The sequence below is a fragment of the Desulfitobacterium chlororespirans DSM 11544 genome, from assembly GCF_900143285.1.
In the GTDB taxonomy this organism is placed as follows: domain Bacteria; phylum Bacillota; class Desulfitobacteriia; order Desulfitobacteriales; family Desulfitobacteriaceae; genus Desulfitobacterium; species Desulfitobacterium chlororespirans.
Genome location: NZ_FRDN01000013.1, coordinates 54,129 through 80,084, shown reverse-complemented (window position 1 = coordinate 80,084; position 25,956 = coordinate 54,129). Strand labels below are relative to the sequence as shown.

Annotated in this window: 27 protein-coding genes; 23 read left to right on the top strand and 4 right to left on the bottom strand. The window is 47.9% G+C overall.

Annotated features, from left to right (window positions below; genetic code table 11):
- Window positions 1–7 precede the first annotated feature (7 nt).
- From BUA14_RS19770 to BUA14_RS19725, 9 genes are all read left to right on the top strand, one after another.
- A complete protein-coding gene (locus BUA14_RS19770; protein WP_072774168.1) occupies window positions 8–553 on the top strand; it encodes an AAA family ATPase in 546 nt (181 codons plus the stop codon).
- 435 nt (window positions 554–988) lie between these two features.
- A complete protein-coding gene (locus BUA14_RS19760) occupies window positions 989–2,224 on the top strand; it encodes an MFS transporter (protein WP_072774167.1) in 1,236 nt (411 codons plus the stop codon).
- A gap of 61 nt (window positions 2,225–2,285) precedes the next feature.
- Complete coding sequence (locus tag BUA14_RS19755; RefSeq protein WP_072774166.1) at window positions 2,286–3,080, top strand: alpha/beta fold hydrolase; 795 nt, start codon at window positions 2,286–2,288, stop codon at window positions 3,078–3,080.
- A 156-nt stretch (window positions 3,081–3,236) separates the two neighbouring features.
- Window positions 3,237–4,979 (top strand): ABC transporter ATP-binding protein, encoded by a 1,743-nt coding sequence (locus BUA14_RS19750; protein ID WP_072774165.1) that lies wholly within the window; start codon window positions 3,237–3,239, stop codon window positions 4,977–4,979.
- 358 nt (window positions 4,980–5,337) lie between these two features.
- Window positions 5,338–6,459 (top strand): 6-phosphofructokinase, encoded by a 1,122-nt coding sequence (locus BUA14_RS19745; protein ID WP_072774164.1) that lies wholly within the window; start codon window positions 5,338–5,340, stop codon window positions 6,457–6,459.
- 82 nt (window positions 6,460–6,541) lie between these two features.
- Window positions 6,542–7,015 carry a DUF456 domain-containing protein gene (locus BUA14_RS19740; RefSeq protein WP_072774163.1) on the top strand — a complete coding sequence of 158 codons (474 nt, stop codon included), beginning with the start codon at window positions 6,542–6,544 and terminating at the stop codon, window positions 7,013–7,015.
- 24 nt (window positions 7,016–7,039) lie between these two features.
- A complete protein-coding gene (locus BUA14_RS28570; RefSeq protein ID WP_072774162.1) occupies window positions 7,040–7,480 on the top strand; it encodes a GNAT family N-acetyltransferase in 441 nt (146 codons plus the stop codon).
- Window positions 7,477–7,941, top strand: a complete 465-nt coding sequence (locus BUA14_RS28565) for a GNAT family N-acetyltransferase (RefSeq protein ID WP_072774161.1) — start codon at window positions 7,477–7,479, stop codon at window positions 7,939–7,941. Before BUA14_RS28570 ends, BUA14_RS28565 begins: the two co-directional genes overlap by 4 nt.
- A 280-nt stretch (window positions 7,942–8,221) precedes the next feature.
- Window positions 8,222–9,148 carry a DnaJ C-terminal domain-containing protein gene (locus tag BUA14_RS19725; protein ID WP_072774160.1) on the top strand — a complete coding sequence of 309 codons (927 nt, stop codon included), beginning with the start codon at window positions 8,222–8,224 and terminating at the stop codon, window positions 9,146–9,148.
- Between the two features lie 107 nt (window positions 9,149–9,255).
- Here the strand turns inward: BUA14_RS19725 and BUA14_RS19720 are convergent, their stop codons facing one another.
- Window positions 9,256–11,043, bottom strand: a complete 1,788-nt coding sequence (locus BUA14_RS19720) for a hypothetical protein (RefSeq protein ID WP_072774159.1) — start codon at window positions 11,041–11,043, stop codon at window positions 9,256–9,258.
- Window positions 11,044–11,150: 107 nt separating this feature from the next.
- Between BUA14_RS19720 and BUA14_RS19715 the strand changes: the two genes are divergently transcribed.
- Both BUA14_RS19715 and BUA14_RS19710 read left to right on the top strand, forming a co-directional pair.
- Window positions 11,151–12,098, top strand: a complete 948-nt coding sequence (locus BUA14_RS19715; protein ID WP_072774158.1) for a glycosyltransferase family 2 protein — start codon at window positions 11,151–11,153, stop codon at window positions 12,096–12,098.
- 81 nt (window positions 12,099–12,179) lie between these two features.
- Window positions 12,180–12,494 carry a GtrA family protein gene (locus BUA14_RS19710; protein ID WP_242954697.1) on the top strand — a complete coding sequence of 105 codons (315 nt, stop codon included), beginning with the start codon at window positions 12,180–12,182 and terminating at the stop codon, window positions 12,492–12,494.
- 35 nt (window positions 12,495–12,529) lie between these two features.
- Here BUA14_RS19710 and BUA14_RS19705 read toward each other — a convergent pair whose 3' ends face one another.
- Window positions 12,530–13,129: a TetR/AcrR family transcriptional regulator C-terminal domain-containing protein gene (locus BUA14_RS19705; protein WP_072774156.1), complete on the bottom strand. Its 600-nt coding sequence runs from the start codon at window positions 13,127–13,129 to the stop codon at window positions 12,530–12,532.
- 279 nt (window positions 13,130–13,408) lie between these two features.
- On the opposite strand from BUA14_RS19705, the gene BUA14_RS19700 reads away from it, so the two are divergent.
- The 3 genes from BUA14_RS19700 to BUA14_RS19690 all read left to right on the top strand — a co-directional run bounded on the left by BUA14_RS19700 (window position 13,409) and on the right by BUA14_RS19690 (window position 16,852).
- The gene (locus BUA14_RS19700) at window positions 13,409–15,199 is read left to right on the top strand and encodes an FAD-dependent oxidoreductase (protein ID WP_072774155.1); all 1,791 of its coding nucleotides are present in this window, start codon (window positions 13,409–13,411) and stop codon (window positions 15,197–15,199) included.
- Between the two features lie 81 nt (window positions 15,200–15,280).
- Entirely contained in the window at window positions 15,281–16,207 is a 927-nt protein-coding gene (locus tag BUA14_RS19695) for a hypothetical protein (protein ID WP_072774154.1), read from the top strand.
- A 60-nt stretch (window positions 16,208–16,267) separates the two neighbouring features.
- Complete coding sequence (locus BUA14_RS19690; protein WP_072774153.1) at window positions 16,268–16,852, top strand: cytochrome c3 family protein; 585 nt, start codon at window positions 16,268–16,270, stop codon at window positions 16,850–16,852.
- A gap of 119 nt (window positions 16,853–16,971) precedes the next feature.
- Here BUA14_RS19690 and BUA14_RS19685 read toward each other — a convergent pair whose 3' ends face one another.
- Entirely contained in the window at window positions 16,972–17,346 is a 375-nt protein-coding gene (locus BUA14_RS19685) for a hypothetical protein (RefSeq protein ID WP_072774152.1), read from the bottom strand.
- 216 nt (window positions 17,347–17,562) lie between these two features.
- Between BUA14_RS19685 and BUA14_RS19680 the strand changes: the two genes are divergently transcribed.
- The 9 genes from BUA14_RS19680 (at window position 17,563) to BUA14_RS19635 (ending at window position 25,036) form a co-directional block, all read left to right on the top strand.
- Window positions 17,563–18,576 carry a CYTH domain-containing protein gene (locus BUA14_RS19680; RefSeq protein ID WP_072774151.1) on the top strand — a complete coding sequence of 338 codons (1,014 nt, stop codon included), beginning with the start codon at window positions 17,563–17,565 and terminating at the stop codon, window positions 18,574–18,576.
- 78 nt (window positions 18,577–18,654) lie between these two features.
- Window positions 18,655–19,833, top strand: a complete 1,179-nt coding sequence (locus BUA14_RS19675; RefSeq protein ID WP_072774150.1) for a hypothetical protein — start codon at window positions 18,655–18,657, stop codon at window positions 19,831–19,833.
- Window positions 19,834–20,102: 269 nt separating this feature from the next.
- Window positions 20,103–20,729, top strand: coding sequence for an HDIG domain-containing metalloprotein (locus BUA14_RS19665; RefSeq protein WP_178371753.1), 627 nt, complete (start codon window positions 20,103–20,105; stop codon window positions 20,727–20,729).
- A gap of 14 nt (window positions 20,730–20,743) precedes the next feature.
- Window positions 20,744–21,256, top strand: a complete 513-nt coding sequence (locus BUA14_RS19660) for a flavin reductase (RefSeq protein ID WP_072774148.1) — start codon at window positions 20,744–20,746, stop codon at window positions 21,254–21,256.
- Window positions 21,257–21,294: 38 nt separating this feature from the next.
- Window positions 21,295–21,726 (top strand): DUF3887 domain-containing protein, encoded by a 432-nt coding sequence (locus BUA14_RS19655; RefSeq protein WP_072774147.1) that lies wholly within the window; start codon window positions 21,295–21,297, stop codon window positions 21,724–21,726.
- Window positions 21,727–21,765: 39 nt separating this feature from the next.
- Complete coding sequence (locus tag BUA14_RS19650; RefSeq protein WP_072774146.1) at window positions 21,766–22,968, top strand: RtcB family protein; 1,203 nt, start codon at window positions 21,766–21,768, stop codon at window positions 22,966–22,968.
- A 210-nt stretch (window positions 22,969–23,178) separates the two neighbouring features.
- Entirely contained in the window at window positions 23,179–23,550 is a 372-nt protein-coding gene (locus BUA14_RS19645) for a GntR family transcriptional regulator (protein WP_072774145.1), read from the top strand.
- On the top strand, window positions 23,547–24,245 hold the full coding sequence (locus tag BUA14_RS19640) for an ABC transporter ATP-binding protein (RefSeq protein ID WP_072774144.1): 699 nt from the start codon (window positions 23,547–23,549) through the stop codon (window positions 24,243–24,245). The genes BUA14_RS19645 and BUA14_RS19640 overlap by 4 nt, the downstream gene beginning before the upstream one ends.
- Entirely contained in the window at window positions 24,239–25,036 is a 798-nt protein-coding gene (locus BUA14_RS19635; RefSeq protein ID WP_072774143.1) for a hypothetical protein, read from the top strand. Before BUA14_RS19640 ends, BUA14_RS19635 begins: the two co-directional genes overlap by 7 nt.
- 133 nt (window positions 25,037–25,169) lie before the next feature.
- On the opposite strand, the gene BUA14_RS19630 is transcribed toward BUA14_RS19635, so the two are convergent.
- Window positions 25,170–25,799 (bottom strand): DUF2238 domain-containing protein, encoded by a 630-nt coding sequence (locus tag BUA14_RS19630; RefSeq protein WP_178371752.1) that lies wholly within the window; start codon window positions 25,797–25,799, stop codon window positions 25,170–25,172.
- Window positions 25,800–25,956: the final 157 nt, after the last annotated feature.

Sequence of the window (25,956 nt, the reverse complement as noted above, 5' to 3'; positions counted from 1 at the left end):
TGTAAGGATGTCGAGAGGCATAATTGTTTTTGGAGCAAACGGCAGCGGAAAATCCACTCTGGGACGAGAGCTGGCGCGTATTTTGAATTTTAAGTATATGGATATTGAAGATTATCACTTTATAAAATCAGAAATTCCATACACAGTAGAGCGCACACGTGAGGACCGTTTAAATTTAATGCTTGCCGATATCGAGAAAAGTGGTTCATTTGTTGTTTCTGCCGTCGTTGGTGATTTTGGTGAGGAAATTTCATCGAGGTATAACTTTGCTGTATTTATATCAGCACCACTTGAAACTCGTGTTGAACGCATAAAGCAAAGAGCTTATGAACAGCATGGAGAACGTATCTGTGAAGGCGGTGATATGTACGAGCAGCACTTAAAGTTTATTGACTTTGTGGCATCACGGCCTCTATCAAGAACTGAGCAATGGGCAAAAACTCTTGTGTGTCCTGTCATACATATTGATGGCACAAAATCTATTTCTGAAAATACAGAACTGGTTGTTGAAGAATACTTACATAATTTATCCTCCAAAGAGCTGCGAAGATGAGGTTGGCTGACGAGAGCATCGCTTTTTTCCCGGAGGCCTTGTGTCATGAGGGAATTGTTTGCTCAAAGTTTCTATTGAGCAAACACATCCTTGATGTTATAATAAAACGTACTTTGCAACAAAAGGTACTGTTGATTAAAAGGAGGATACCTGAACCATGTTGTATTCCGTTCGTATTCGGTAAGTAAGCGGCAAAAGACATGATCCCATTCCAGAATGGGGCTCTTTTTGTTGTGCTTATCGGCGAATGAAGACATGGTAAAGGAAAGGGAAACTCCCAGGAGTTTGCCGATTTTCTGATGGTGTCTTTATAGCGCGGTGAAGCCTGCAGACTGAAGTCCGATTTTGGACGGAGGTCTGTTTTTTGTTTATCACAGGAAGAAAGATTGAGGTTAAGTTATGAATTAAAAGCTATGAATTAAAAGGAGAAAGACTATGCTTATAAAAACTGAACACTGGCAGCGCAGCTTCTATACTCTATGGGCAGGTCAGGCCGTATCCCTGATCACCAGCGCCGTCCTGCAAATGGCCATCATTTGGCACCTTACCGAAGAGACCGGCTCAGCTATGGTTCTGTCCATAGCGACTTTGGTGGGATTTCTGCCTCAGGCGATTTTAGGGCCTTTCATCGGGGTGTTGGTCGATCGCTATCATCGTAAATATGTCATGATCGGCGCCGACCTTCTGATTGCCGCCGTAGGCCTGGTGCTGGCCCTGGCCTCCCTGGCCATGGAACTGCCCGTGTGGCTGATTATGGTTGTTTTGTTCCTGCGCAGTGTAGGTACCGCCTTCCATTCTCCGGCTCTGAATGCGGTGACACCGCTTTTGGTCCCGGAGGATCAATTGACAAAATGTGCGGGATATACTCAATCCATTCAGTCCGCCAGCTATATACTGGGACCCGCCCTGGCTGCTCTGCTCTATGCTGTCTGGGATCTTAACTCCATCATCCTGGTGGATGTGGGGGGAGCTGTTTTGGCCAGCATCCTTACAGCGTTTGTGTTTATTCCCAGGTTAGAGGCCGGGGAGAGCGCAGCTCAGGGAAATCTAATGCTGGAGATGAAAGAGGGGTATTCAGCGCTTCGCTCAAATAAGGGCTTGTTTGCCCTTTTATGGGTGGGGGCCTTGTATATGCTCTTCTTCATGCCCATCAATGCCTTATTTCCCCTGATGAGTATGAAATATTTTGGCGGAACCACCTTCCACGCTTCCCTCGTGGAGATCGTCTTTGCGGCAGGGATGCTGGCGGGGGGACTGGTCCTGGGAGTATGGGGGGGCTTCAAGAACCGGGTGATGAGCCTTGCCGCGTCTATTTTGCTCATGGGAGCCAGTCTCATGGTATCAGGATTATTGCCGGCGAAGGGCTATGTGGTCTTTGTTTTGTGCTCGACTCTCATGGGCTTTTCCGCCCCTTTTTACAGCGCAGTACAAACGGCTTTGTTTCAAGAAAAGATCAGCCCGGAATATCTGGGACGTGTCTTTGCTTTATTAGGCAGCGTTGTTTCGGTGGCTATGCCGCTCGGCTTGGTGTTATCCGCTTTGTTTGCGGATACAATAGGAGTGAATCGCTGGTTTCTTATCTCGGGAATACTGATCACGGGAATCGCTGTGCTGCCGGTCCTCATACCTGGATTGCGGAATTTGGATCGGCAGGAAGATAAGACAGCCTGAAATCTCTCTAAAGTAAAAGCCTACCCTTAGTAAAAATCCTATCCTTGAATGAGGTAAGCCAATGCCAAGTGCAACTCTCGCCGATGGAAAGCTACATTACTTGGATCGTGGAACAGGTAAGCCCCTTGTCTTTATTCATGGACTGGGGGCTGACCTGAGCTTCCATGACCCGCAAATTGAGTTTTTCAGCCGGACTCACCGGGTCATCTGCCCGGAGCTGCGGGGCAATGCCCGCTCCAGCCGACTCACCGGCCCTATCCACAACATCCTGGACAGCCAGTGTCAGGATCTGGCAGCCTTAATGGAGGGATTAGGCATTGAGCAAACCGTTTTGGCGGGTACCTCCTATGGCGGTGTTTTCTGCTTTAACTTTGTGCTGCGTTATCCAGAGAAGGTTTCCGGGTTGATCATTGGGGACGCTCTGGGGGATACCCGAATAAGCAGTTTCAGGGAAGCCCTGCTTATGTTCGCACAGTACTTAGGGCTATGGGGTATTTACCTCCCCAAGCCTTTGCTGATTGCGATGATGAGGCATCAATACAAACAATGGCCTTGTGCCCGGGACCATGTGGTGAACTTTGCCCGGGGTATGCGCCGGACAGAATTTCTGCTTCAGCTTTTAGCGATGAATCGAATTAATTTTACTCCCTATCTTAAGCAAGTGAACTGCCCTGCCTTAGGAATTGTCGGAGCGGAAAATAAAGTAGGGGTAGGCTGGATGAAGAGTGCTATGAAGGAGATTCCTCAGTCCTCCCTGGCAATCGTTCCTCATGCCCTTGATCCGACTAATCTGTGCCAGCCTGAGGAATACAACCGCTTAGTGAAGGAATTTCTGGAAAGATTGCACTATATATAAAATTTTGGAATGATACTATGTATCATTGGTAATTGGCGGTTTTTGTGCTAGGATAATTATGCCAAAGGTTTTTGAGGTTTATCGCCAGGCCAGGCGAGCTGTACCAGGATTTTTGCCAAGATATGATTATTATGACCAGAAAGAGTGGAGTTCGAAGTGAATATTTTAAAGCGTTTTATCAGTTACTACAAACCTTACCGTCTGCTTTTTTACACGGATATGCTGTGCGCGATCATCGTATCCGCTATTGATTTATCCTTTCCCATGATTCTGAGCTATTTGATCAACAAGGTATTTATCCAGGAGCGGGAAGCTATTCTGAACACAATCCTAGTGGTCGGGATAGCTCTGCTGGTTATGTACATCATCAAGTATTTTTGTCAGTATTTTATCGTTTCCTACGGACATATCATGGGCGCCAAAATGGAAACGGATATGCGGCGGGATCTGTTCACCCATCTGCAGAAATTATCTTTTTCCTATTATGACAAACGCAATACGGGAGAGCTGATGTCCCGGCTGGTTGCGGATTTATTCGATATCTCCGAGTTAGCACACCACGGACCGGAGAATCTCTTTATATCGATTTTAAAGATTGTCGGCTCCTTTGTGATTTTAATGACCCTGAATGTTCAAATGACTCTGGCTCTCTCGATCGTAACCCTGGTGATTATTGTTTTCAGCCTCTATAAGAATAAAGTGATGCAGCCTATCTTCAGTGATAACCGTGTCAAAATCGCCAAGGTGAATTCCAGTGTTCAAGATAGTCTGGCAGGAATCCGTGTGGTCCAATCCTTTGCCAATGAAGGGATCGAGAAGAAGAAATTTGCCCACAGCAATGAGGCTTTCCTGGAATCAAAAACAGGAGCCTATAAGGTCATGGGCGGGTTCCACGCCTGGAACTCTTTCTTTGAAGGGCTGCTCTACATCGTAGTGGTCGTCACAGGGGGCATCCATATTGCCAATGGGACTTTAAGACCTTCTGATCTGGCGGTGTATATTCTTTACATCAATATCTTCATTAATCCGATTGATGTGTTGATCAACTTTACGGAACAATTCCAAAAGGGTTATGCAGGCTTTAAGCGTTTTGTCGAGGTTCTGGAGACCCATCCGGATATTAAAGACGAACCTGGGGCAAAACCTTTAACCCAGGTTAAAGGAGATATTGAGTATCAGAGTGTCTCTTTCGGCTATGATGAGGAGGAATCCCATGTTCTCAATCAGGTCAGCCTGAAGATCAAAGCCGGGGAAACCATCGCTTTGGTAGGTCCCTCCGGCGGCGGCAAAACCACTCTGTGCTCTTTATTGCCAAGATTTTACGAAGTGACTTCCGGAACCATCACCATCGATGGTCAGGATATCCGCAAGGTAACTCTGATCTCTCTGCGCAATGCCATTGGGGTAGTCCAGCAGGATGTCTACCTGTTTGATGGCAGCATTAAGCAAAATATCGCCTATGGCAAAGCGGGAGCCACCGATGAAGAAATCATTGAGGCAGCGAAAAAGGCCAATATCCATGAGTTTATCACCTCTCTTGAAGAGGGTTATGACACCTATGTGGGTGAGCGGGGAGTAAGACTTTCCGGCGGTCAGAAACAGCGCCTGTCCATTGCCCGGGTTTTCTTGAAGAACCCTCCCATATTGATCCTGGATGAGGCTACTTCAGCCTTGGACAATGAGAGTGAACGCTATATTCAAAAATCTCTGGAGGAGCTGGCCCAGAACCGGACTACGATTGTGATCGCCCACCGCTTGAGCACCATTCGCAATGCCGATGAAATTATCGTGATCACGGATGAGGGAATTAAAGAAAAAGGAAATCACCAGGAGCTCCTGGAAATAGAGGGCATATATGCCCATTACTATAGAATGCAATTTGAAGGGCTGGAAGGCTAAATCTCCTGAATTAGGTTTGCTCGGGTCGTGTAGTTTTACGCACAACGTACCTTCGGGCGTGAGCTCCAGGGCTGGTCAACTCGCTTTCTTAACAGCATCTGCGGCGGATAAGTATCTTTTGGAGAGTGCCGCCTTGAGCGAAACTGTCCACCGGACACTTTCGTCACCAAACCCTGGTGTTTTCTGCATGTGAACCATGGCTACGCTACGTTAAGAAAGCCTCGTTGGCCTGACCGCCCCTCCGCTAAATCCGTTTCCTTTTGTGCGTAAAGCTACACTTATGAGTCTTATTTATATCAGAAGTATTGTATTGGAAGCAAAGTTCAAGCTTAATGATAAAGAGAGTGGGGGATATAAGATGAAACCTAACGAAGGAGAGCAGTGGGATGGCCAATCTGAAGTCAAGAAGCTGGCGATCTTGACCGGGGGCGGAGACTGCCCGGGGTTGAATGCGGTGATTCGTGCCGCTGTAAAAACAGCTTGTCATCGCGGCATAGCGGTGGTGGGGATTCAAGATGGTTTCCGGGGAGCTGTGGAAGGGGATTTCCGTCCCTTAGAGCCTAAGGATGTCTCCGGGATCTTACCCCGGGGAGGAACCATTCTGGGCACCACCAACCGGGATAATCCCTTTGCCTATCCCACCTGGGTCGGAGAAGAACGGCAGGTTCAGGATCGTTCCGCTGAAGTGATGGACAGGTTTAAAGCGGAAGGAATTGATGCCCTGATTGCGATCGGGGGAGATGGGAGCTTAAGCATCGCTTTGGAATTTGCCAAGCAAGGGCTTAAGGTGGTAGGTGTCCCCAAAACCATTGACAATGACCTAATGTGCACGGATTTGACCTTTGGCTTTCAGACCGCTGTGGCTACTGCACAGGATGCTTTGGACCGGCTCCACACAACGGCTGAATCCCACCATCGCATTATGATCTTAGAGGTCATGGGACGATACGCCGGTTGGATAGCCCTCTATGCCGGAGTGGCGGGGGGAGCGGATGTCATCTTAATTCCGGAAATTCCTTATCAGCTGAGGAGTATCGCTGAAGCTGTCCAGAGACGGGCCCGTTTAGGCAAGCACTTCAGCATCATTGTGGTGGCTGAAGGGGCTAAACCCCTGGGCGGAGACATGGTTGTGGAACGCACTATGTCAGGGAGAACGGATCCTATTAAATTGGGAGGAATCGGCGCAAAGCTGGCGGCGGATTTAGAGAAGGTCACCGATATGGAGACCAGGGTGACTGTGCTGGGACATCTGCAGCGGGGAGGTTCTCCCATCGCTGTGGATCGGGTGCTGTCTACACGCTATGGGGTGGCTGCCGTTGAATCCGCTTTGGCTGGTGATTTTGGCATGATGGTCGCCCTGCAGGGGCAAGACATCGTCAGAGTGCCTATGGCCGAAGCTGTTCACAAGCTGAAGCAGGTGGAGCTTGATGACCCTGTCTTAAATTCCGCCCGCAGTATGGGGATCAAATTCGGGGACTAAAGCTAATTGGGGATTTAGATTCAGATGATTTTATCACGAAGAAGTCTCGTTCCATGCGAGTAGTTTTAATGGGGGGATTAGGTTGACCACAGTAGCATTGATCATTGCTGTTCTGCTGTTTATCGTAGGTTTATTGGGGACTGTTCTTCCCATTTTGCCGGGAGCCGTCCTTATCTACGGCGGTATGTTGATTTATGGGCTGATGACGGAATTCGCCACCCTGGATTTTAACTTCTACCTTATTCAGGGCCTGGTGTTTGCCTTTATTTTTCTGGTGGATTATCTGGCTACCGCCGCAGGAACACGCCATTTTGGGGGAAGCAGACAAGCGGGCTGGGGAGCAGCCGTGGGAATGATCGTGGGACTCTTTTTTGGTCCCCTGGGCATCCTTGTCGGCCCTTTTTTGGGCGCGGTAGGGGCGGAATTGCTGCGCAAAACAGAGCTCAGCCAGGCAATCCGCGTAGGCTTTGGCACTCTGATAGGGCTTTTGGGAGGAACAATCATCAAGCTTGGGGTGGAAATTCTCATGATCATTTACTTCTTTATTAAAATTTAAGGCCATGACAGGAATGAATATATAATGAACATTAGAAAATTTGAACCAAAGGACAGGGACTCCGTAGTTGAGGTCTGGTATAAAGCCAGTATCATAGCCCATGATTTCATCTCTAAGGAAGTATGGGAAGCAGAAAGAACGAATATAAGAGATAAGTATCTTTCCCTGGCCGAGACTTGGGTCACAGAAGAAGAGGGCAAGGTGATTGGTTTTATCTCCTTGGTTGACCAATATATAGGGGGATTATTTGTTGAGCCTTCCCAGCAGGGAATGGGAGCGGGTACCCAGCTCATCCAACAGGCTCAGGAAGAAAAAGGACACCTTACCGTGGGGGTTTACAGCAAAAATTCCGCTGCCAGAGGTTTTTATAGAAAGCATGGGTTCAGGAAAATCAGTGAAGAGTTTCAACCGGAAACCGGGGAAATCGTGATTAATAAGGCATGGAAGCAGGCGGGGATAATATGAGGTCTGGAGAATCCAAACCGGCGGACATCAGAGCTTTGCTCATAGAAGATTATGATGCAGTCATCGAACTTTGGCAAAACACCGAGGGAATTGGGCTTAGTGAGGCGGACTCCCGGGAGAACATCAGGCGTTTCCTGGCAAGAAACCCGTACCTGAGCTCAGTTGCAGAAAAGGATGGGGAAATCCTGGGGGCTGTGTTATGCGGACATGACAGCCGCCGTGGCTATCTCCATCACCTGGCGGTCAGAAGTGACCAGCGCTTGCAGGGGATTGGCAAGCGGTTGGTTAACATAAGCCTGCAAAACCTCAAGGCTGAAGGTATCGATAAATGTCACATCTTTGTCTTTCGAGACAATGGAAAAGGGATTGCCTTTTGGGCCCAAAATGACTGGGAGGCCCGTTTGGATCTCACCATCATGTCCAGATATACAGGAGATGGCTCCCCAAGTCCGGCCGGCTGAGGCCGGATTTTTAAAATGGTTAAAATGCCCAAAAACAGCAGCTTGCGCGACCTGGAAGGTAAAAGGTAATCATTGTCATAGCTAAAGGTCAAATTTAGTCAAAAACCAATCTTGAAGTCTTGCGGCGAAAAAGTTATACTAATGTCAAAGAAGGTCAGAAATAGATATGGTAAGGGGGGACGCACAGTTCCTCTCTTCACCATATTATGGATTGACCCCCGCTGATGAATACCCAAAGAAAAAAACTATAAAACTAGGAGATGAAGGGAGGGGATGTCCCTTGCAATATAAGGATTATTATCAAATTCTCGGTGTAGATAAAAAGGCGGCTCCTGAGGAAATCAAAAAGGCCTATCGAGGCCTGACCAAAAAATATCACCCGGACATTAATCCGGGCAACAAGGAAGCTGAAGAAAAGTATAAGGAGATCAACGAAGCCTACGAAGTTCTGGGGGATCCTGAAAAACGAGAGAAATACGATAATTTTGGCAATGAATTCAACTACCATAACGGCTATAATTTCGACCCCTCCCAATTTGGGTTTGGGAATGGCCAATTTGAATTCAAGACCGCCGGAGCAGGTGATTACAGCGATTTCTTCAACCTTTTCTTTGGAGGGGGCGGTCCGGATTTGGATAGCCTCTTTGGCCAAAAAGGTCCCCGCACCCGGGGAGCACGCTCCCAATTTGCCTATCCCGGGGAGAATATTGAGTCGGAACTGTCCATCGCCTTGGAAGAAGGTTTTCAGGGCGCGGAAAAACAGATCTCCCTAAGAGGCAGGAACGGTCAGAAAAGCCTCTCTGTAAAAATTCCCAAGGGGATTAAAGAAGGAGAAAAGATTCGGCTCAGAGGACAAGGGGAACAAGGGGTAAATGGCGGAGAGAACGGAGACTTATACCTCACCATTCACGTTCATCCCCATAGAAACTATGTTCTGGAAGGAATTAATCTTACCACCACAGTGGATGTGCTCCCCTGGGATGCTGCTTTAGGCTCGGAAGCAACCGTGAAAACCCTGGATTCCACCATCAAAGTCAGAATACCCCCAGGGATACAGACGGACAGCAAGATTCGCGTCGCCGGCAAAGGATATATCGATCGGAATGGGACCCGGGGAGACCTCTATATCAAAGTCCGAATCATCAACCCGACCTCGCTCAGCTCGGAAATGAAGAGCTTGTTTGAGAAGCTAAGGGATTTGTCATAGGAGGACAGCTTCAGCAGAGATGAAAAGAGCTTGTATGAGTTGTGTAGCTATCTTGCATCCGCATCACTCGACCTGAAAATCCTGAAGAAGCAGCTTGCAGGTCTTTCTCAGTCGATATAATCTATGGGCGTATCTTCTTTGATTCCATAGCATTCTTTCATATAGTAGGGCAGATCGTTCCAATTCCCCAGACTATAACCATAATAACTTGGAGGCACCTTTTTCAGAAGGAGTCCTCCTTTTTTTTCGGTCTCGTGGTATTGCCTGATGGCCTCCAGATTATAATTCTGCGGGATGGACGCTTGATAGTAGCCCTGGAGGGTAGCGCCAAAAACCAGGAGAGCGATAAAGCAGAAAAATACCCCCAGACCGGCTTGCATAAGTTTTAGCCGGCGCTGGGACTCCCTTTCACGCTCAATCGGGTAGAGGTAATGAATGAGGGGTAGTCCAAGGCACACAACGCCGACAAAGATGAGGGTTTTTTGCTGAAGACTTAAGGCAACCAAAAAGCAAGCCAAAGCTAAATAGAGGATATTCCGGCGAAAAGCAAGGACTGAATAGAAGATAAAGACACTTAAGAGGAGCAGGGAAGGAAACATGACCTTATAGGCTGCCGCAAAACGCGCATCCACAACGATCAGCATAAGCTGGGCTCCCAGGGCATTGATGGTGTTGAAAAACAGGAAAGGGGCATTCTTTTTTATCAGCAGGATCACCGACAGATAGACCAAGGCAGAAAGGTAGAGGAAAACAAAAGCGATGACGCTTAGCCCGGAAAAGGAACGAAGATTCTCATGAGTAAGCGCAAAGGGGATATTTTTGTAGAGAAGAAAGTATATATACCCCATGAGAGCCGCGCCGAGAAGAACGGCAAAGGCCCGATTAAACAGGCGTTGTTTGCGGCCCAGGGGTCTGCCGTCCTCGAATTCAGGTGCAGCGGCCCTTGACCATTCCGAGGAGGAAAGGGTTGCCGCCAGGGCAGGATAGTCATCGGCCGGGGAGTCAGGACGGGAAAAGTGAAAAAGCCAAAAGATACAGCTAAGGCTGATCAGCAGTACAAAAGGAGCTGCAGGTAAAGAGAAGATATTCGTCTTGATCAGCTCGGTTATAACGTCCATAAGCACAACGTCATTACCGGCCGTCTTCTCCCAGAACAAACGCTTGAAAGAGCCATAGATGATCAGTGTATATCCCAATGACATGGCTCCGTAGAGGGGAAGAAAGGTTCTGAAGGATAGCTTTCTGCAGAGCAAAGAAAGATAAACAGAGATCATCACAGTAAAGCCGATGCCGATCATTCCCGCCTGCTGCGTGGAGGAGCCGACCAAAAAGGCCAGCATCAGCAGCAACAGTTTTTCACTTCTACTCCCCGAACTTATCCGGGTAAAGAGCAGATAAGCATATACCAGAACAAGGGCCATGGGATAGAGATAATTAAAAGCACAGGCGGCATAATAAATCGTCGTATGGGCAATCTTCAGGGGCAACAGGAGAAAGAATAAGGAAGCACAGAGCAGGGCAAGCCCCAAAGCAGGAGTGCCCGTTTTCCCCTGGTGGGAGGATACGGGCAAAACAGCTATTTTGGCCAGGATATAGACTGTCAGCATCAAGATAAGAGGATTGAGAATGCGGAAAAGTTCTATTTGCGGTTTAAGGGCCAGGACCATTGCTCCGCCGATCCAGATCCGTCCATTGGAGTTCAGTTCATCAAGCAAAGCTTCCGAAAGGTAATTCAGTCCGTATTGAGCGTCCCGGCTGTAGTATAAATCATCAGCATAAAGGAAAATGTAACGATGAATCCAGAGCATAGCGAACAGGAAAACAAGGAGAATCAGCCACTCTCTTATTAATAACTTGGCTCTGGCCCGCCAACAAGCACCTAGGTTCTTAAGCAAAGTATCACTCCAATTAAAGAGATTGTTTAAAAGAGCAAGCAATGGGTCAATAATTTAACTAGGGCAATTTTCGGCCTGCTCAATACGATAATTTTGGGGGCAGTTCATTGATTTCCATCATCCTTCCTGTATACAACGAGGAAAAGCAGATCTATATCAATGTCCAAAGAATCCGTTCCATATTATTAGGTGCCAGGATCAAGCATCAGCTTATTATCATTGACGATGGATCAACCGATGATTCGTGGTCAGAGCTGCAGCGATTAGCCGAGGATTTTAATAATGTACTCCTTCTCAAATTCAGCAGGAACTTCGGCAAAGAAGCTGCTTTATGTGCCGGACTGGAGACCGCCACAGGGGATGCCTGCGTGATCCTCGATGCGGATCTTCAGCACCCTCCCGAATACATCCCGGAAATGGTCCGCCTCTGGCGGGATGAGGGGTATGAAGTGGTTGAAGGAATCAAAGCCAGCCGGGGCAGGGAAACGATGTGGGGAAAAATAGCCGCCTTGACCTATTACAGACTGTTTAATAAAGCTACTGGAATTAATCTAACCAATGCCTCGGATTTTAAACTCTTGGACCAGAAAGTAGTGGAGACTTGGAAAACCCTTCAAGAAAAGGATACCTTTTTCCGCGGCATGTCCGCTTGGCTGGGATATAAACGAATCCAGATTCCTTTTCCGGTTCAGGAGCGCCGGGAAGGGCGCTCCAAATGGTCCTTGCCCGGTTTGTTTAAACTGGCTGTTGATTCCATTACTTCCTTCAGTGCCATGCCCTTGCAAGTCATCACCGGACTGGGGATCGGGCTGCTTTTTTTCGATGTGGTCTTAGTGGGGCAGACTCTGTACATGAAGTTCAGCGGTCAGGCTTTTACGGGATTTACCACAGTGATCATTCTGATCCTGGGAATCGGCAGTTGTATCATGATCAGTCTTGGCATTATCGGCATCTATATCTCGAAAATCTATGACGAAGTCAAGGGAAGACCCCGCTATATCATCTCCGAACAGAAAAAAAGTGCACTCAAAACGATCCGCAGAAAAATCCAGTGAACTGGAATTTCCGGACTGAGGCTGGGGGAGGGGACTATCATATTTTTCAAATACGTCATTGTCGGCGGTTCCACAGCCCTTTTGGAACTGCTCCTATTCCTTGGCTTACGGCGGGGGGCCGGTTTCGATGTGGTATCGGCAAATATTCTCGCCATGGGAATTGCCACCGGAGTCAATTTCTTAATGAACCGGAATTGGTCCTTTCGCAGCAGTACCAGGGTAAGCCGCAGTTTTGTCCTATATATTTCCCTGATCCTCTTCAATATGGTTTTTACCACTTGGATGATCGCCCTTTTAGTAAGTTGGGGAGTGAGCGACTTTTGGGCTAAATTTATGATGATGGCCGCGGCAACACTTTGGAATTTTGCACTCTACAGGAAAGTGATTTTTACTTAAGCACCGGCAAGGAGCAATGCAAAGAATACCGACTATCAATGGGCTCCATGGCACATTGCTCTTTTTGTTAAGGGACTATGTGAAGGCAGGTTATGATCGAAAATTCCCTTCAGCTCCGGCGGAAGGACAGTATCCATTAAGGCCGCCAACTCCTCGGGGGGCTCTCTCATACCTTTCTCCCCCCAGATAAACATACATTGCGAGGTAAGCAATGCTGCCGCATCAATTTGAAAAAGCAAGGCTTTCGTGGGTGAAAGCTTTATGTAGTTAGTCAGCGTTCCGGTGTAGATGTCCTTTGAGCGGCGATAAGCATATTTGCCGATTGCATTGTAGTCCTCGGAATGGGCGGCATGAACATATACGGATCTTTCTTTATACAGCTCGGCGAATAATTTTACATGGGCTTGCAGCCAGGTCAGGGTACGGCCGATTTGCAGGAGAGTATCTTCGGCTAAAAGATCAAAATGCCAGTTAACCACGGAGTATTTATCATGAAAATAGCGGTAAAAAGTCTGGCGGGATACATGGCTCTCTTCACAGAGCTGTTTAGTACTAATAGAATCAAGATTGGTTTTTTCGAGAAGGCAACCAAGAGTGTGAAAAATGCGCCACTGTATTTCATGGTACTCTTGCATCACTTGTTGCTCCTTATTATGATTTCTACGGGAAACTTGAGACACTTTAAGCAATCTGTAACTTCTATTTGGCAGGTGAGCTTGTTACTATTATAACATAGTATTTGGGTTTTTGAAGGATAATTCTATAAAATCTAACTCAAATGTAAATTAATGATATTTTAATGATGATTCGAGGGACTATTATCACTAACACATTGAGATGCCGGGTGGAGGTGATGTCTTAAAGAAGTGGGGTTTAAATTGGAACCAAACAGAAGGAAAAGGAGAGAAAAAACCATGGTTGAGAAAAAAACGGCTACTGAAGAAAAAAATTTATCCCGGAGAGATTTTTTGCGCAACACCGGTATTTTGGCCGGAGGAGCTGTTCTCGGCACCGGTCTGTTAGCCGGTTGTTCAGACAGTGCCGCCCAAACGGCGGCTCCGCCTCTGGTTGAGCAAACCTGGGATTATGAAGCCGATGTCGTCATCATTGGTCTGGGGGGCGCAGGTGCCTCGGCCGCCATTGAAGCTCACGATGCCGGCGCCCAAGTTCTTGTTATCGAAAAGCAGGCGGAAAAGACCCATTACCCCAATACGAGAATGAGCGGCGGCGTATGGCACAACCCTGATCCAATGGGCGATAGGGCAGCCCGGGTTGAGTATATCAAAGCTATGATGAGCGGAGAAAATATTCCTTGGAAGAACGAAGGGGAGCAAGAACATGTATCAGGTGCAATGGCGGAAATGTTTGCCGACGGTATTATGGATGTAGAAAACTTCCTGATGACCCAGGCTCCTGATCTCGATTCCGCCGGCATGGCTCCCGGAGGTGAAGCCTCCTTCCCGATGTTCCCGAAGTTTAAGGAAGCCAAATACGGCAAAACCATCAATACTCGCTATAAGGATTTTCAGAATGCTGATGACAATGTCCCGGCTTATGAGCAGCCCAAAGAGCAGAAATCCGCAGGGGAAGCATTCTATTGGGCCCTTGTGGAAGAGGGAATTAAAGGAAAGCGTCCGGAAATTCAGATTTTATTCAGTACCCCGGCCAAAAAGTTAATTCAAGGGGAGAATGGTGAAATCCACGGGGTTATCGCTACCCAAGGCGATAAGGAAATCAAAGTTAAGGCGAAAAGAGCAGTCGTGCTGTCCAGTGGCGGATATGAATATAATCTCCCCATGCGCAGAGCTTTCCTGGAGGGTCCCGGAGTAACCGGCTGGGGATTTTACGGCTCACCGGATAATACGGGTGACGGCATTGAAATGGCTATCCTGGTGGGCGCCGGTCTGGTTAAAGTGGCTAAAGCGGCCTCCCGGATTGAGTCGGCTTTCCCCCACGGGAAAAACTGGGATGAAAAAGGCCTCAAAATGGGTTCCAACACCAGCGTAACCTCTTCGAAGAACAGTGTCATCGTCGATAACTTCGGCAAGCGCTATACTGATGAGCATATCATCACCGATTCCACACGGCCCTATCGTTATCAATTCTATAAAGAAGCCGTCCATTACGACCTCCTGACCATGAACTACCCCCGGATTCCCAGCTGGATCATCTTTGATGAAACCCGCAGAGCTTCCAGTCCTGTGGTAGGCACCAGCGGCTCAACCGTGGGTTATGGCTTCCTGCCTTGGAGTAAGGATAATTTAGATGCCATCGAACGGGGCTGGATCCTCAAAGCCGATACCCTTGAAGAATTAGCGGCCAAGATCAAAGCCGATCCGGAAAACCGTGAGCTTATTGATACGCAAACCCTGATCGACAATGTGAAGAAATTTAACGAATACTGTGCAGCCGGCACAGATAAAGACTTTGGCAGAACTCCCGCTACCATGGGTCCCGTTGAGAAACCGCCTTTCTATGCTATGAAGCTGTATCCGGGCGGACCAAACACCAAGGGCGGTATTGATGCCAATGCCAAGCGGGAGGCCCTTGATTGGAATGCCAAGCCCATTCCAAGGCTTTACACAGCCGGTGAAATATCTTCAGTCTTTAAGTTCACTTATCAAGCCGGCGGCAATTTGACCGAATGTATCGTCTGCGGACGGGTGGCAGGTAAGAATGCCGCCGGACAGACCCCTTGGTCATAAATTAAAAATAATCAGGGGATGAGGGCCAAAGCTTCCGGCCCTCTTTCCTGACCCGACTTTATCATCAAGGAGAATGGTACAATGGGAGACTATACACAAGCTGAGACAACACGGCAGACCCGGATTGAACTCCTCAACCTCCGTCCTGAAGAAGTGGATGCGGGAAAGGAGCTAGGGATGCAGGTCCGGGTGATCAGCGAGGCTAATGATGACCTTTTAGGCTGCAGGATTCAGGTCATGGATCTTTTTAATCATAGTGCAGCGGAAACCGAGTTGGCCCTTTTTGACGGGATAGGCAATGATACCTATGAATTTTCACTGCCGGCACCCCAGGAGCCTGGCGCATACACCTGGACCGTACTCTTTTCCAACCAGGAAAAAGAAGGCACTTCCTTTGCGGAAAGTTCCCTGCAATTCTCCTTTATCGTAAAGCCCCATCGGATCACCTTAAACGTCTGGGGGGTGCCCTCTCCGGTGGCTCAGGGTGAAACCTTCAAGGTCAGTATTGGCGCCAAATGCTCTGCCGGTTGTTCCCTGGCAGGCCTGCCTTTAGTCATAGAGGACGACAATCATCGTGTGGTTTGTGGACATTTAGGGGAAGCAGTCTTGCCCCAGACCAATGGAGTCTATTGGACAGAACAAGCGCTCACCGCGCCGGAAGAAGAAACTCTCCATAAATGGGTGATCCAATGCTGCACACAGGAACTGAAGATTCAGCACCACACTCAGCCGGAGACTTTTTTATGCCGTACCACCAGGCCCACTGAACACAAAGTCATGATTGAGGTACTCGACAAATATGAGCGAACCCCCATTGCCGAAGCCTATGTGATGCTGGGCTTATACAAAGCAACCACCGATGCCAATGGCGTGGCCGTATTAGAAGTACCTGAGGGCAGGCAGGAATTGTATGTGACCAAAGATGATTTCTTGTCTTTTCAGACTTCCTTTGTGATCAGCGAAGGAATCGAGATCAAGGCAGAGCTGGAGTATTGCCCGGTATTGTAGCCAAAAGAAAATCTTCATTCCTAAGGAGTGGTTAAACTGAAAAGACAGAATCAATTGCGGATGATGGCACTTATCATCATGTTTCTGGTTATCGGCGTGATGGCCGGATGTTCAAACACTGCGGATACTCCGCCCCAAACCGCGGATAGCGCACAAACGCCAGGGCCGCCGACCACAGGGGAACCCACTGCACCGGCGACGGACACCAAGGATTGGTGGACACCGGATATGGACTGCGCTCTCTGCCATTCCAGCAATGTAGAATCTATGCAGAACACCAAGCTCACCATCTCGGTTCATGCTCAGGAAGGGCAAAACTGTGTGGATTGCCATGGTTTGGCAACCCTTCAGGAAGCCCATCAAGGCGCCACAACAGTCCCCGGCAATATCACCGTAAGAATGCCCAAAGAGATGTGCTTCCAGTGCCATGGTTCCTATGAAGAGCTGGCCGCTCTTACGGCAGACAGCACCGTACTGCCTAAGAAAGATGGCGGTTATGCCAATCCCCATGTTCGCCCCAATGAAAACCATGATGCTGATGTAGAGTGCTATAAATGCCATAAAATGCATAAAGAATACGACAACAGGGCCGAATGTTTAAGTTGTCATCATACGGGCGAGCTTACTTGCTACACATGCCACTGATCTACAAACGCAAAACAGAGTCAGGACTATCTCCAAAATGGAGATGCCTCACTCTGTTTTTATTTCTCAACGGAAGCGTTTCTCAATGGAAGCTATTGTTAACGTAAATTCCCATCTATCTATTCCAGTTCAAAAGGTACAATATAGATCTGTCCGCCTATTTTACGGGCTTTAATCAACTCGCAGTGTCTTAATATGGCAATCTGTTTATCGAGCTCCCATTCCTTGAGGTTATACAAAGCCATCAACTCAGGCCGGGTAAGCTTTCCGCTCTCCTTAATTCGGTTATACATAGTGGATTGGAGCTCGGTAAGCCCATCGGCCCCGCTCTCTCCGGAGAGCTGGCGATGGGTTTTGGCGGAATGGACTGCGGCTACATCACAGGATTTTGGCGGCTGCAGAGCACCTATATAGCAATCTTCACAAAGGATCTTGCCTCGATGTTCAAAGCTTTCACCGTCAGGGATGAGATCACCGCATCGTTCACAATTCATAGAGCACTCCTCCTAAATAAAAATTAATATATAACCTAAATATAATAATTAAACATTTTCAAGGAAATTCCTTCAAAATTCAGACAACTATTCGAGGTAATTTGCTTTCCATAGCTATTCCCAGCCTAGGATGGTAAAATAATCTATACGCTTATTGTCATATTCTTAACTGACATACTCTTAATTGTCCAAAGAAAGTAACGAGGAGAAATCTCTATGAGTATTACGATTGCCAATCAATCCGACGTCTTTAAATTTGCTCTTGTGCTCTATGACTATCTCATGCAAAAGGGAGAAACGAAAGAAGCTCATGATTTGAGCTTATTAGCAGACTCCTGTTATAGCAATGATGGGTACGCTCTCAAGGCTCATCTCCAGGCTTTCCGACAAATACAGGAAAAAGGGCAGACCTTGCCTTTTCAGTACCAGCGTGCTCTTGAGGAAGCCATAGCCTATCTTGCCCAAGAACTGAAGGTTAGGAAAGCCAAGGAGGTCCCGGAAGGCTTCCGGGCTGTTGTGGATACTGGAGAGTGCCGGGAAAACACGGCAAAGGCTCAGGAATTCCAGGAATTCCAGGAATTTCAGGAATTTCAGGAATTTCAGGAAATTGAACTAAAACTCAAGGTGCCCGATCCCCAGCTGGGGGAGAGGATACTTCAGGATCCTTTAGTCAGGGAATTAAGCCGGGATTTCCAGCTCCGGGTCAGGGAATATGAGACAACTTATTATGACACCCCCAGCCGCCTGCTCATCAATCATCAGGTATGTTACAGAATACGGAATTTCGCAGGGATGTATATCGCCGCTATCAAAGGATTCGGTTCTTCCCAGCAGGGGCTGTCCATAAGAAGTGAATGGAATCGGCAGCTGCCGGAGAATGCCCCCACTCTGGAACCTTTTCTGGATCTGGCCATCGGCCGGGAGTTAGAGAGCCTTATTAAAGATGAAGAACTTCTCCCCATATTCTGCACCCGCTTTAAACGCAGCACCCTTGAGCTCACCGGCCAGGAGGGCAGCCGCATTGAGTTAGCTCTGGATATCGGAGAGATCGAAGCCAGCAGCAGCAGGGACCCTATCTGCGAGCTTGAACTGGAACTTAAAAGCGGTCAAATGGAGGATGTCGTGAGATTAGGAGAGACCCTTTGCCAAGCCTACCGGTTAAAGCCTGAAGAACAAAGCAAATATCAACGGGGCCTAATGCTTGCCGGACTCATGTTCTCGGAAATTTAAGCTTCGCAGCAACAGAATTTTCCCTGCGCTTACGTCTATATATTTGGCAAGCGCAGTAAATTGTCTGAGGAGGAGCTTATGAAGAAACTAACTAAAATGGCGGGGATCGTTGTCCTCGGCTTGTCATTAATCATAACGGGCTGCTCCGCTTTTCCCGGTCAAAGCAAGGGCGATCCGCAACCCGCCGATCAGCCAGGAGCAAAGGAGCCCGGTTCTGCTGATTTGACTGACGAACAAAAGAGTAAAGCTAAGGAAAAGATCGAAGCTGCTCTGCATGCCAATCAGGAAATTTTCCAGATCACCTGGTCTCCGGACCAGGAGCAAGTGCTCTATATCCAGCCCGGCGGTGCCAATAAAAAGGGCCTGGATGAAGCTTACCTTTGGCAGATCGGGAAAGAAGAGGCTCAGTTTGTCAGGGATGTTCAGCCCACAGTCCGCAGCTTATCCTGGTCTCCTGACAGCAAGCACTTTATAATCAGCGAGAAATTGGCTGAAGGGGCCATTAACAGCATTGTCAATGCTGAGACCTTGCAGGAAAACCCTTTTAAACCCAAGAGCATGGATACCCCTGTCTGGAAACCGGACAGCACCGCCATTGCTTACGGCAATGAATTCCATGAGTATGGTGAAACCTGGGGCTTTCTGGAGATCTATACACTGGGCGATCAGGACAGCGACTATCTCTGGAAAGCCAGGAACATTTACTATCGGGTAGAGTCCTGGGATCAGGAGGGGAATATCAACTATACTGAGGAAGATATTCCCGGGCAGAAAGCCCAGAAGAAGAGCACCCAAAACATCCGCCCCGGCATCTCCGGCGTCCATCTGGGAGATACCAGAGAACAAGTGATGGCAGCCTTAGGCAAGAACTATCAGGAAACCGCACCCAGCGGAGAGGTAGGGCATTTTCCTGAGCCGGTCTACCGTTGGGATTATGAGGGCATCAAGATCTTCATCGGGGCGGATTCAGGGAAAGTCTTGGAGATCAATGCCACTTCCCCTCAAGCCGTTACTGATTTAGGTGTTAAGGTGGGAGATAAAGCGGAAAAAGTATTCGCCGCCTACCGCTCTAAGTATGTAGAGCCGGAAAGCATTCATGGCGGAACTCTTTATGGCATCTTCAAGGTGGAAGGCGCCGCCGCCTTAGCGTTTAATTTTGATACGGACCCCGCACAGTATCCGCGGCAAATCAAGCCGGATCATAAAGTGACAGGAATGGTCTTAACCTATCCCGAAATCATGGATGATTCGTTCTGAGCAGTCAGGATATTCCGCAGCGCCCCGTTGAACCACATACGGATTACGTACCGACCTGGCTGAACGGCCAGGTTTTCTTTACACTTTCAGAAAGTATAACTTCGTTGCATACTTTCCTCCAGTATAAGGGCAACCAACGACTTCGCCTTTCTGGATGCGTGATTAGAAGGCACGGCGAAGCCGGGTTTTCTTTATAACATATCCTGCCTGTTTTGGGTAAACTAAAGGACAGACAGGAAAAAGCTTAAACGATTCGAGGGGAAATGACTATGCCAAGCCTAACTTTTCAAGAAATCGACAATCACCTCATGAATGATAATAAACCGTCAAACTTTATAATAGAATTAAACAAGACAGGAATAATTGAGACTGAATATCCTTTTACCCTGCTGGGGGCGCTGCAGGATACCCCTCAATCCCCGCGGCATCATCCTGAGGGCAGTGTTTGGAATCATACCCTGATGGTTCTGGATAACGCGGCGGAGAGAAAACATCTCAGCAGCAACCCCCAGGTGTTGATGTGGGCGGCCTTGCTCCATGACCTGGGCAAAGCCCCCACCACCCGTATGCGCAAAGGGCGCATCACTTCCTATGATCATGATGCAGTGGGAGAGAAGCTGGCCGGCCAATTCCTCCGGGAATTAACCCAGGATGAACGATTCATCCACCAAGTAGCCAAAATGGTCCGCTGGCATATGCAGATTCTCTTTGTCGTCAAAGGCCTGCCCTTTGCCAATGTTAAAAAAATGGCCGCGGAAGTCTCTATTGAGGAAATAGCCCTGCTTGGTTTTTGCGACCGTTTAGGAAGAGGTGAAATGACTCCGCTAAAAAAGCAGGAAGAAGAGCGAACCATAGAGAAGTTCTTAGTACGGTGTATGGAAATACTTCAAGATTAAAGGAGATTTGTAAAATGCGCGAATTTAAAGAGATTACCCCGGAACAATTTGTACATAGCCCGTTTCAGCTTTTGGACAAAGAATGGATGCTGATCACCGCTGGCATAGATGAAAAAGTCAACACCATGACAGCCTCCTGGGGCGGTCTTGGGGTACTGTGGAATAAAAATGTCGCTTATATTTTTATCCGCCCCACACGCTACACCAAGGAATTTGTGGATGGTTCCGCCACCTTGTCCCTATCCTTTTTCCCCGGCTCTTACAAAAAACAACTGGGTTATTTGGGCCGGGTATCCGGGAGAGATGTGGAGAAGATTAAAGAATCCGGCTTGACCGTGCTCAAAGCCGGTGATGGAACTCCCTATTTTGAAGAAGCAACCATGACACTCTTTGGCAGGAAGCTCTATGCCCAGGAACTAAAACCTGAGTGCTTTAGCGTGGAGGGCCTGGATGAAAAGAACTATCCCCTCAAGGATTATCACACCATGTATGTAGTCGAGATCGAAAGAATTCTTGTCGAAGCATAAGTATTAAAAAACAGGATCATCGGGGAGGAGTTCACATCATGAGTAGGCAAAGAGGTGGATGGAGAAGAGGTTTCGTGATTCTTGCGTCAATTTTGTGTTTGTTTTTATTAACGGCTTGCCACAAAGAATTGCCCGCTCTGTCCAGCAAATTTGAGCCGGTTAAGGTTGAGGAAAAGGCTAAAAGCGTCATCGCCCTGGTGAACGACAGGGACGGCCAGGCCATGCGGGAGATGGGTACAGAAGAAATTAAAGCGAGTTTAACTGACGAGGCGATGCAGCCTGTTTATGATGCCCTGGCAAAAGCGGGGGCTTTCCAGGAGATCAAGGACATTCAATTGGCCGGCAATACGGATGCCGCCGGGCAGGAGTACGGGGTCTTTGTGGCTAAAGCTGTTTATGAGAAAAAAAGCTTTATTGTTACCATCACCTTTACACCGGATATGAAGCTGTCCGGACTGTTTTTTAAATAAGTGGCAGGTTGTTAAGAGTAACCTACGAAAGGATAAACCATGATCAAGATCACGGGGCAATACAATCACGCTTTGGTCTTTACCGGGACGATGGAGGCAGGAGCCGCCCAACAGATCGAAACCTTATGCGATCAAGAATTTGTCAGGGACAGCAAGATTCGCATCATGCCTGATGTTCACAGCGGTGTGGGATGTACGATTGGCACGACCATGACCATTAAAGATAAAGTGGTGCCTAATCTGGTCGGTGTGGATATCGGGTGCGGCATGGAAGTAACCCGGCTGGAAGACTCACACCTTGAGCTGCAAAAGCTGGATAAGCTGATCTATGAAAAGATTCCCAGCGGCTTTAATATCCGCAGCCGGGAGCACCGTTTTCATGAGAGTATTGATTTGGATGATCTCAAATGCAAGAGGGAAGTCAATTTAACCCGTGCCCGCAGAAGCATCGGTACCCTGGGCGGGGGCAATCACTTTATCGAGGTCAATCAGGACAGCCGGGGGATTTACTATTTGGTGATTCACTCCGGCAGCCGCCATTTAGGCAATGAAGTAGCCAAGCTGTATCAAGAGGAGGCTTACCGGGCTTTAAATAAGTCCACCAAGGCCGATATCGAAGAACTGATCTCCGCATTGCAAGCCGCGGGGCGGGATAAAGAGATCCCTAAAGAGGTCAAACGGAAAAAGGCCGAGGTCCTAACAGATATTCCCCAGGCTTTAGCCTATGCCTCCGGAGCCCTTTTTCAGGACTATCTCCACGATATGAAGATTGTCCAGCAGTTTGCGGCCTTAAACCGGAAAGCCATGGCGGATGAACTGCTTAAAGGGATGAAGCTCAAGGCCGTGGATCAGTTCACGACCATTCATAATTACATCGATACGGAGAAGATGATTCTGCGCAAAGGCGCAGTTTCAGCCCAAAAGGATGAACGGCTCCTGATTCCCATCAATATGCGGGACGGCAGCCTGATCTGCATCGGCAAAGGCAACCCGGACTGGAACTATTCAGCACCCCACGGAGCCGGCCGCCTGATGAGCCGCTCCCAAGCCCGCAGTTCCCTGACCTTGACCCAATATAAAGAGATGATGCAAGGGGTATTCTCCACATCAGTCACTAAAGCAACCTTGGATGAATGCCCCTTGGCTTACAAGCCCATGGAAGATATCCTCAAGAACATCCAGGATACGGTGGTGATCGTGGCTCAGATTAAGCCGGTTTATAATTTTAAAGCAGCGGATTGAACGATACTTCAGTTCAGTATAAAGTAAAGCCATGAAAAGTTAAGCCATGATTGGGAGAACTATCCTTCCGATCATGGCTTTTTACGTTCACTTGCTTATTAATATAATGATGGAACAAAAAGACATAACCTATCTTGACATCGGGAGAAAATAGTGTATTATTGTATTAAGAATTTAATACAATAATACACTGAGACAAGAGGTGAGACCATGTCATGGGATTTAAAAACGGACAGACCGATTTACACCCAGTTGATCGAGCAGATTCAGCTGAAGATTTTCTCCGGAGCATACCCGCTGGGGTCAAAACTGGCTTCGGTCCGGGATATGGCCCAAGAGGCGGCTGTTAACCCCAATACCATGCAAAGAGCTTTAGCCAAAATGGAAGAGGACGGATTGATTATAACCCACCGCACCAGCGGTCGATCGGTAACGGAGGATGCGCATATGGTAGAGATGGCCAAAACCCAGATAGCCAAAGAACAAATTGCTGAATTTCTGGAAAAAATGAAAATGATGGGCTTTGAGCAAAAAGAGATCCTGACCATCATCAACACTATGGCAGAGGAGATGAAGAAATGAACCCAATCCTGGAATGCAAGGGGCTGACCAAGAAATACGGCACCAAGGTGGCCCTGAACGCGATCGACTTAACTTTGGAACGGGGTCAGATCGTGGGCCTCTTAGGACCTAACGGCAGCGGAAAAAGCACCCTGATCAAACTGGCCAATGAGCTGCTCACCCCAAGCGGCGGCGAGATTCTGATCAACGGCAAAAAACCGGGTCTGGAGACCAAGAAAATCATCTCCTACCTTCCGGAAAAAACTTACCTCAATGATTGGATGAAAGTTCACGAAATCATCGAGTTCTTCCAGGACTTTTACGAGGATTTCAAGCCTGAAAAGGCCTTCGAGATGTTGAAAAACCTCAGCATCAATCCTCATGACCGGCTTAAGACCATGTCCAAGGGCACCAAAGAAAAAGTTCAGCTCATCCTGGTCATGAGCCGTGAAGCAGATCTTTATCTCCTGGATGAGCCTATCGGCGGAGTGGACCCGGCAGCCCGGGATTATATCCTGAAAACCATCCTCAGCAACTACAATGAAAAGGGGACTGTTCTCATCTCCACCCACCTTATCTCCGAAATTGAAAATATCCTCGATTATGTTGTCTTTATCAATCAAGGTCAAGTTGTCTTGACCTCCACAGTGGATGAAATCCGCAGTGAAAAAGGCAAATCCGTCGATGCCTTATTCCGGGAGGTGTTCAAATGCTAAGTAAGTTGATGAAATATGAGTTGAAAGCTACAGGAAGAGTTTTCCTGCCCTTATACCTGGCTTTATTGGTCTTCGCCCTGATCAACCGCTTTATGCTGGGGGTAAGTGCCAGCCACCAATGGCAGACTCCGGCAGTGATCAGTATGGCCGTTTATATTTTTATCATGGCCGGTATCTTTGTTATGACCTTGATTATGACCATCCAGCGCTTCTATAAGAATCTTCTCTCCGAAGAAGGCTACCTGATGTTCACTCTCCCCGTCAAGTCCTGGCAGCACATTGTCTGCAAGATGCTGATCTCCATGTTTTGGTTGGTGTTCAGTTTCTTCGTGGCCATGCTCTCCATCATCCTCATCGCTTTTAAAGCAGGGGACTGGCAGCACATTATGAGGGAGCTGACACAATTCTTTGGCACCCTATGGGGTTATCTGGGCACTTCGATTTATTTGTATTCCCTCGAGGCTGTGATCGGCATCTTCCTCATTCTGGCATCGGCTATTTTAATCCTCTACGCCTCGATTGCTGTTGGCCACCTGTTTAATCAGCACCGTATTCTGGCCTCCTTTGCCGCCTTTATCGGGCTCAATACCTTAACCCAAATCATCAGCATGGCGATTGGTTTTGCGATTGGGCATGGTAACGTCTGGAATATCCCCCCGGGGAATTTTCTCACCATGCATACGGAGCTCCACCTTTTCATTGCCTTCATACTGCTTGAGTCGGCACTGATCACGGCCGCTTACTTCGCCATCACCAATACTATTTTGAAGAAGCGTTTAAATCTTGAGTGATTTGGAGTTGTAACCGAGACCATTGTGTCTCGGTTTTTCTTAAATACTCCCCTATGGAGGGGCTTGTTCATTAAAATTGCCTTTTTGGCAAATTTACGAAGCTTGCTGAGTCATTTCCAAAACTGCCGGATTTTTAAACTGAAGAGGACGGGACACGCTTTTTCCGAAAGTAGAGTAGTAAAGCAAAGACCAAAGCCCCTAAGGCATCCAGGATAATATCCGTCATGGTATCATGGATGCCTACCCCTTGATAGAGGGTGCCAAAGGTGCGGTCCATAGTATATTCATAGATCTCCCAGACCCCGCCGGCCGCCAAAGAGAAGGAAAAGGCAAACAGGGCGGCCAGGAGCCTGCTCCTGCTTGAATCTTGCTTTTGACTGCTATCAAGGAACAGCAGCAGCAAGAAGCCCATCTGAGCAAAGATGAAGCCTGATGCACCATGGAGCATCTTATCCCACCACCAAAACACATCATACATGCGGTTGGCGGTGCCTAAAAACATGGAAGCGTAAAGAAATAAAATCAGCGCGGTGAGAAATCCCCGGGGGATGGTCAGCTTGTATTTAGTCTCTAAAAGGAAGGGAATGGACATCAAGAGCAAGGTCAGCAGGCACATTCCCGTGGCTAGCCAATTTAAACGGGCAAGATGCAGGAAAGTCACCGGGACAATGGTAAAGCATAACACGATATAAAGCCAAAAGACCAAAGGTCGGGTTCTTTTCATGATTTTCTCCTTAAGCAGCTTCTTGATAATGCAGTTCATAATGGCTATAATTTCCTTAGAGCAGGAATTTAATTCTCGAATTGAAGCAGGAGACCTTGTTCCTGCTTTTCTTTTTGAGAAAGGCCTCATTTTGCTTAGTTTTCTTTCACAAAAGGAAGTGGAACGATAGAATTATGGCGTATGCTCACAGAAAATC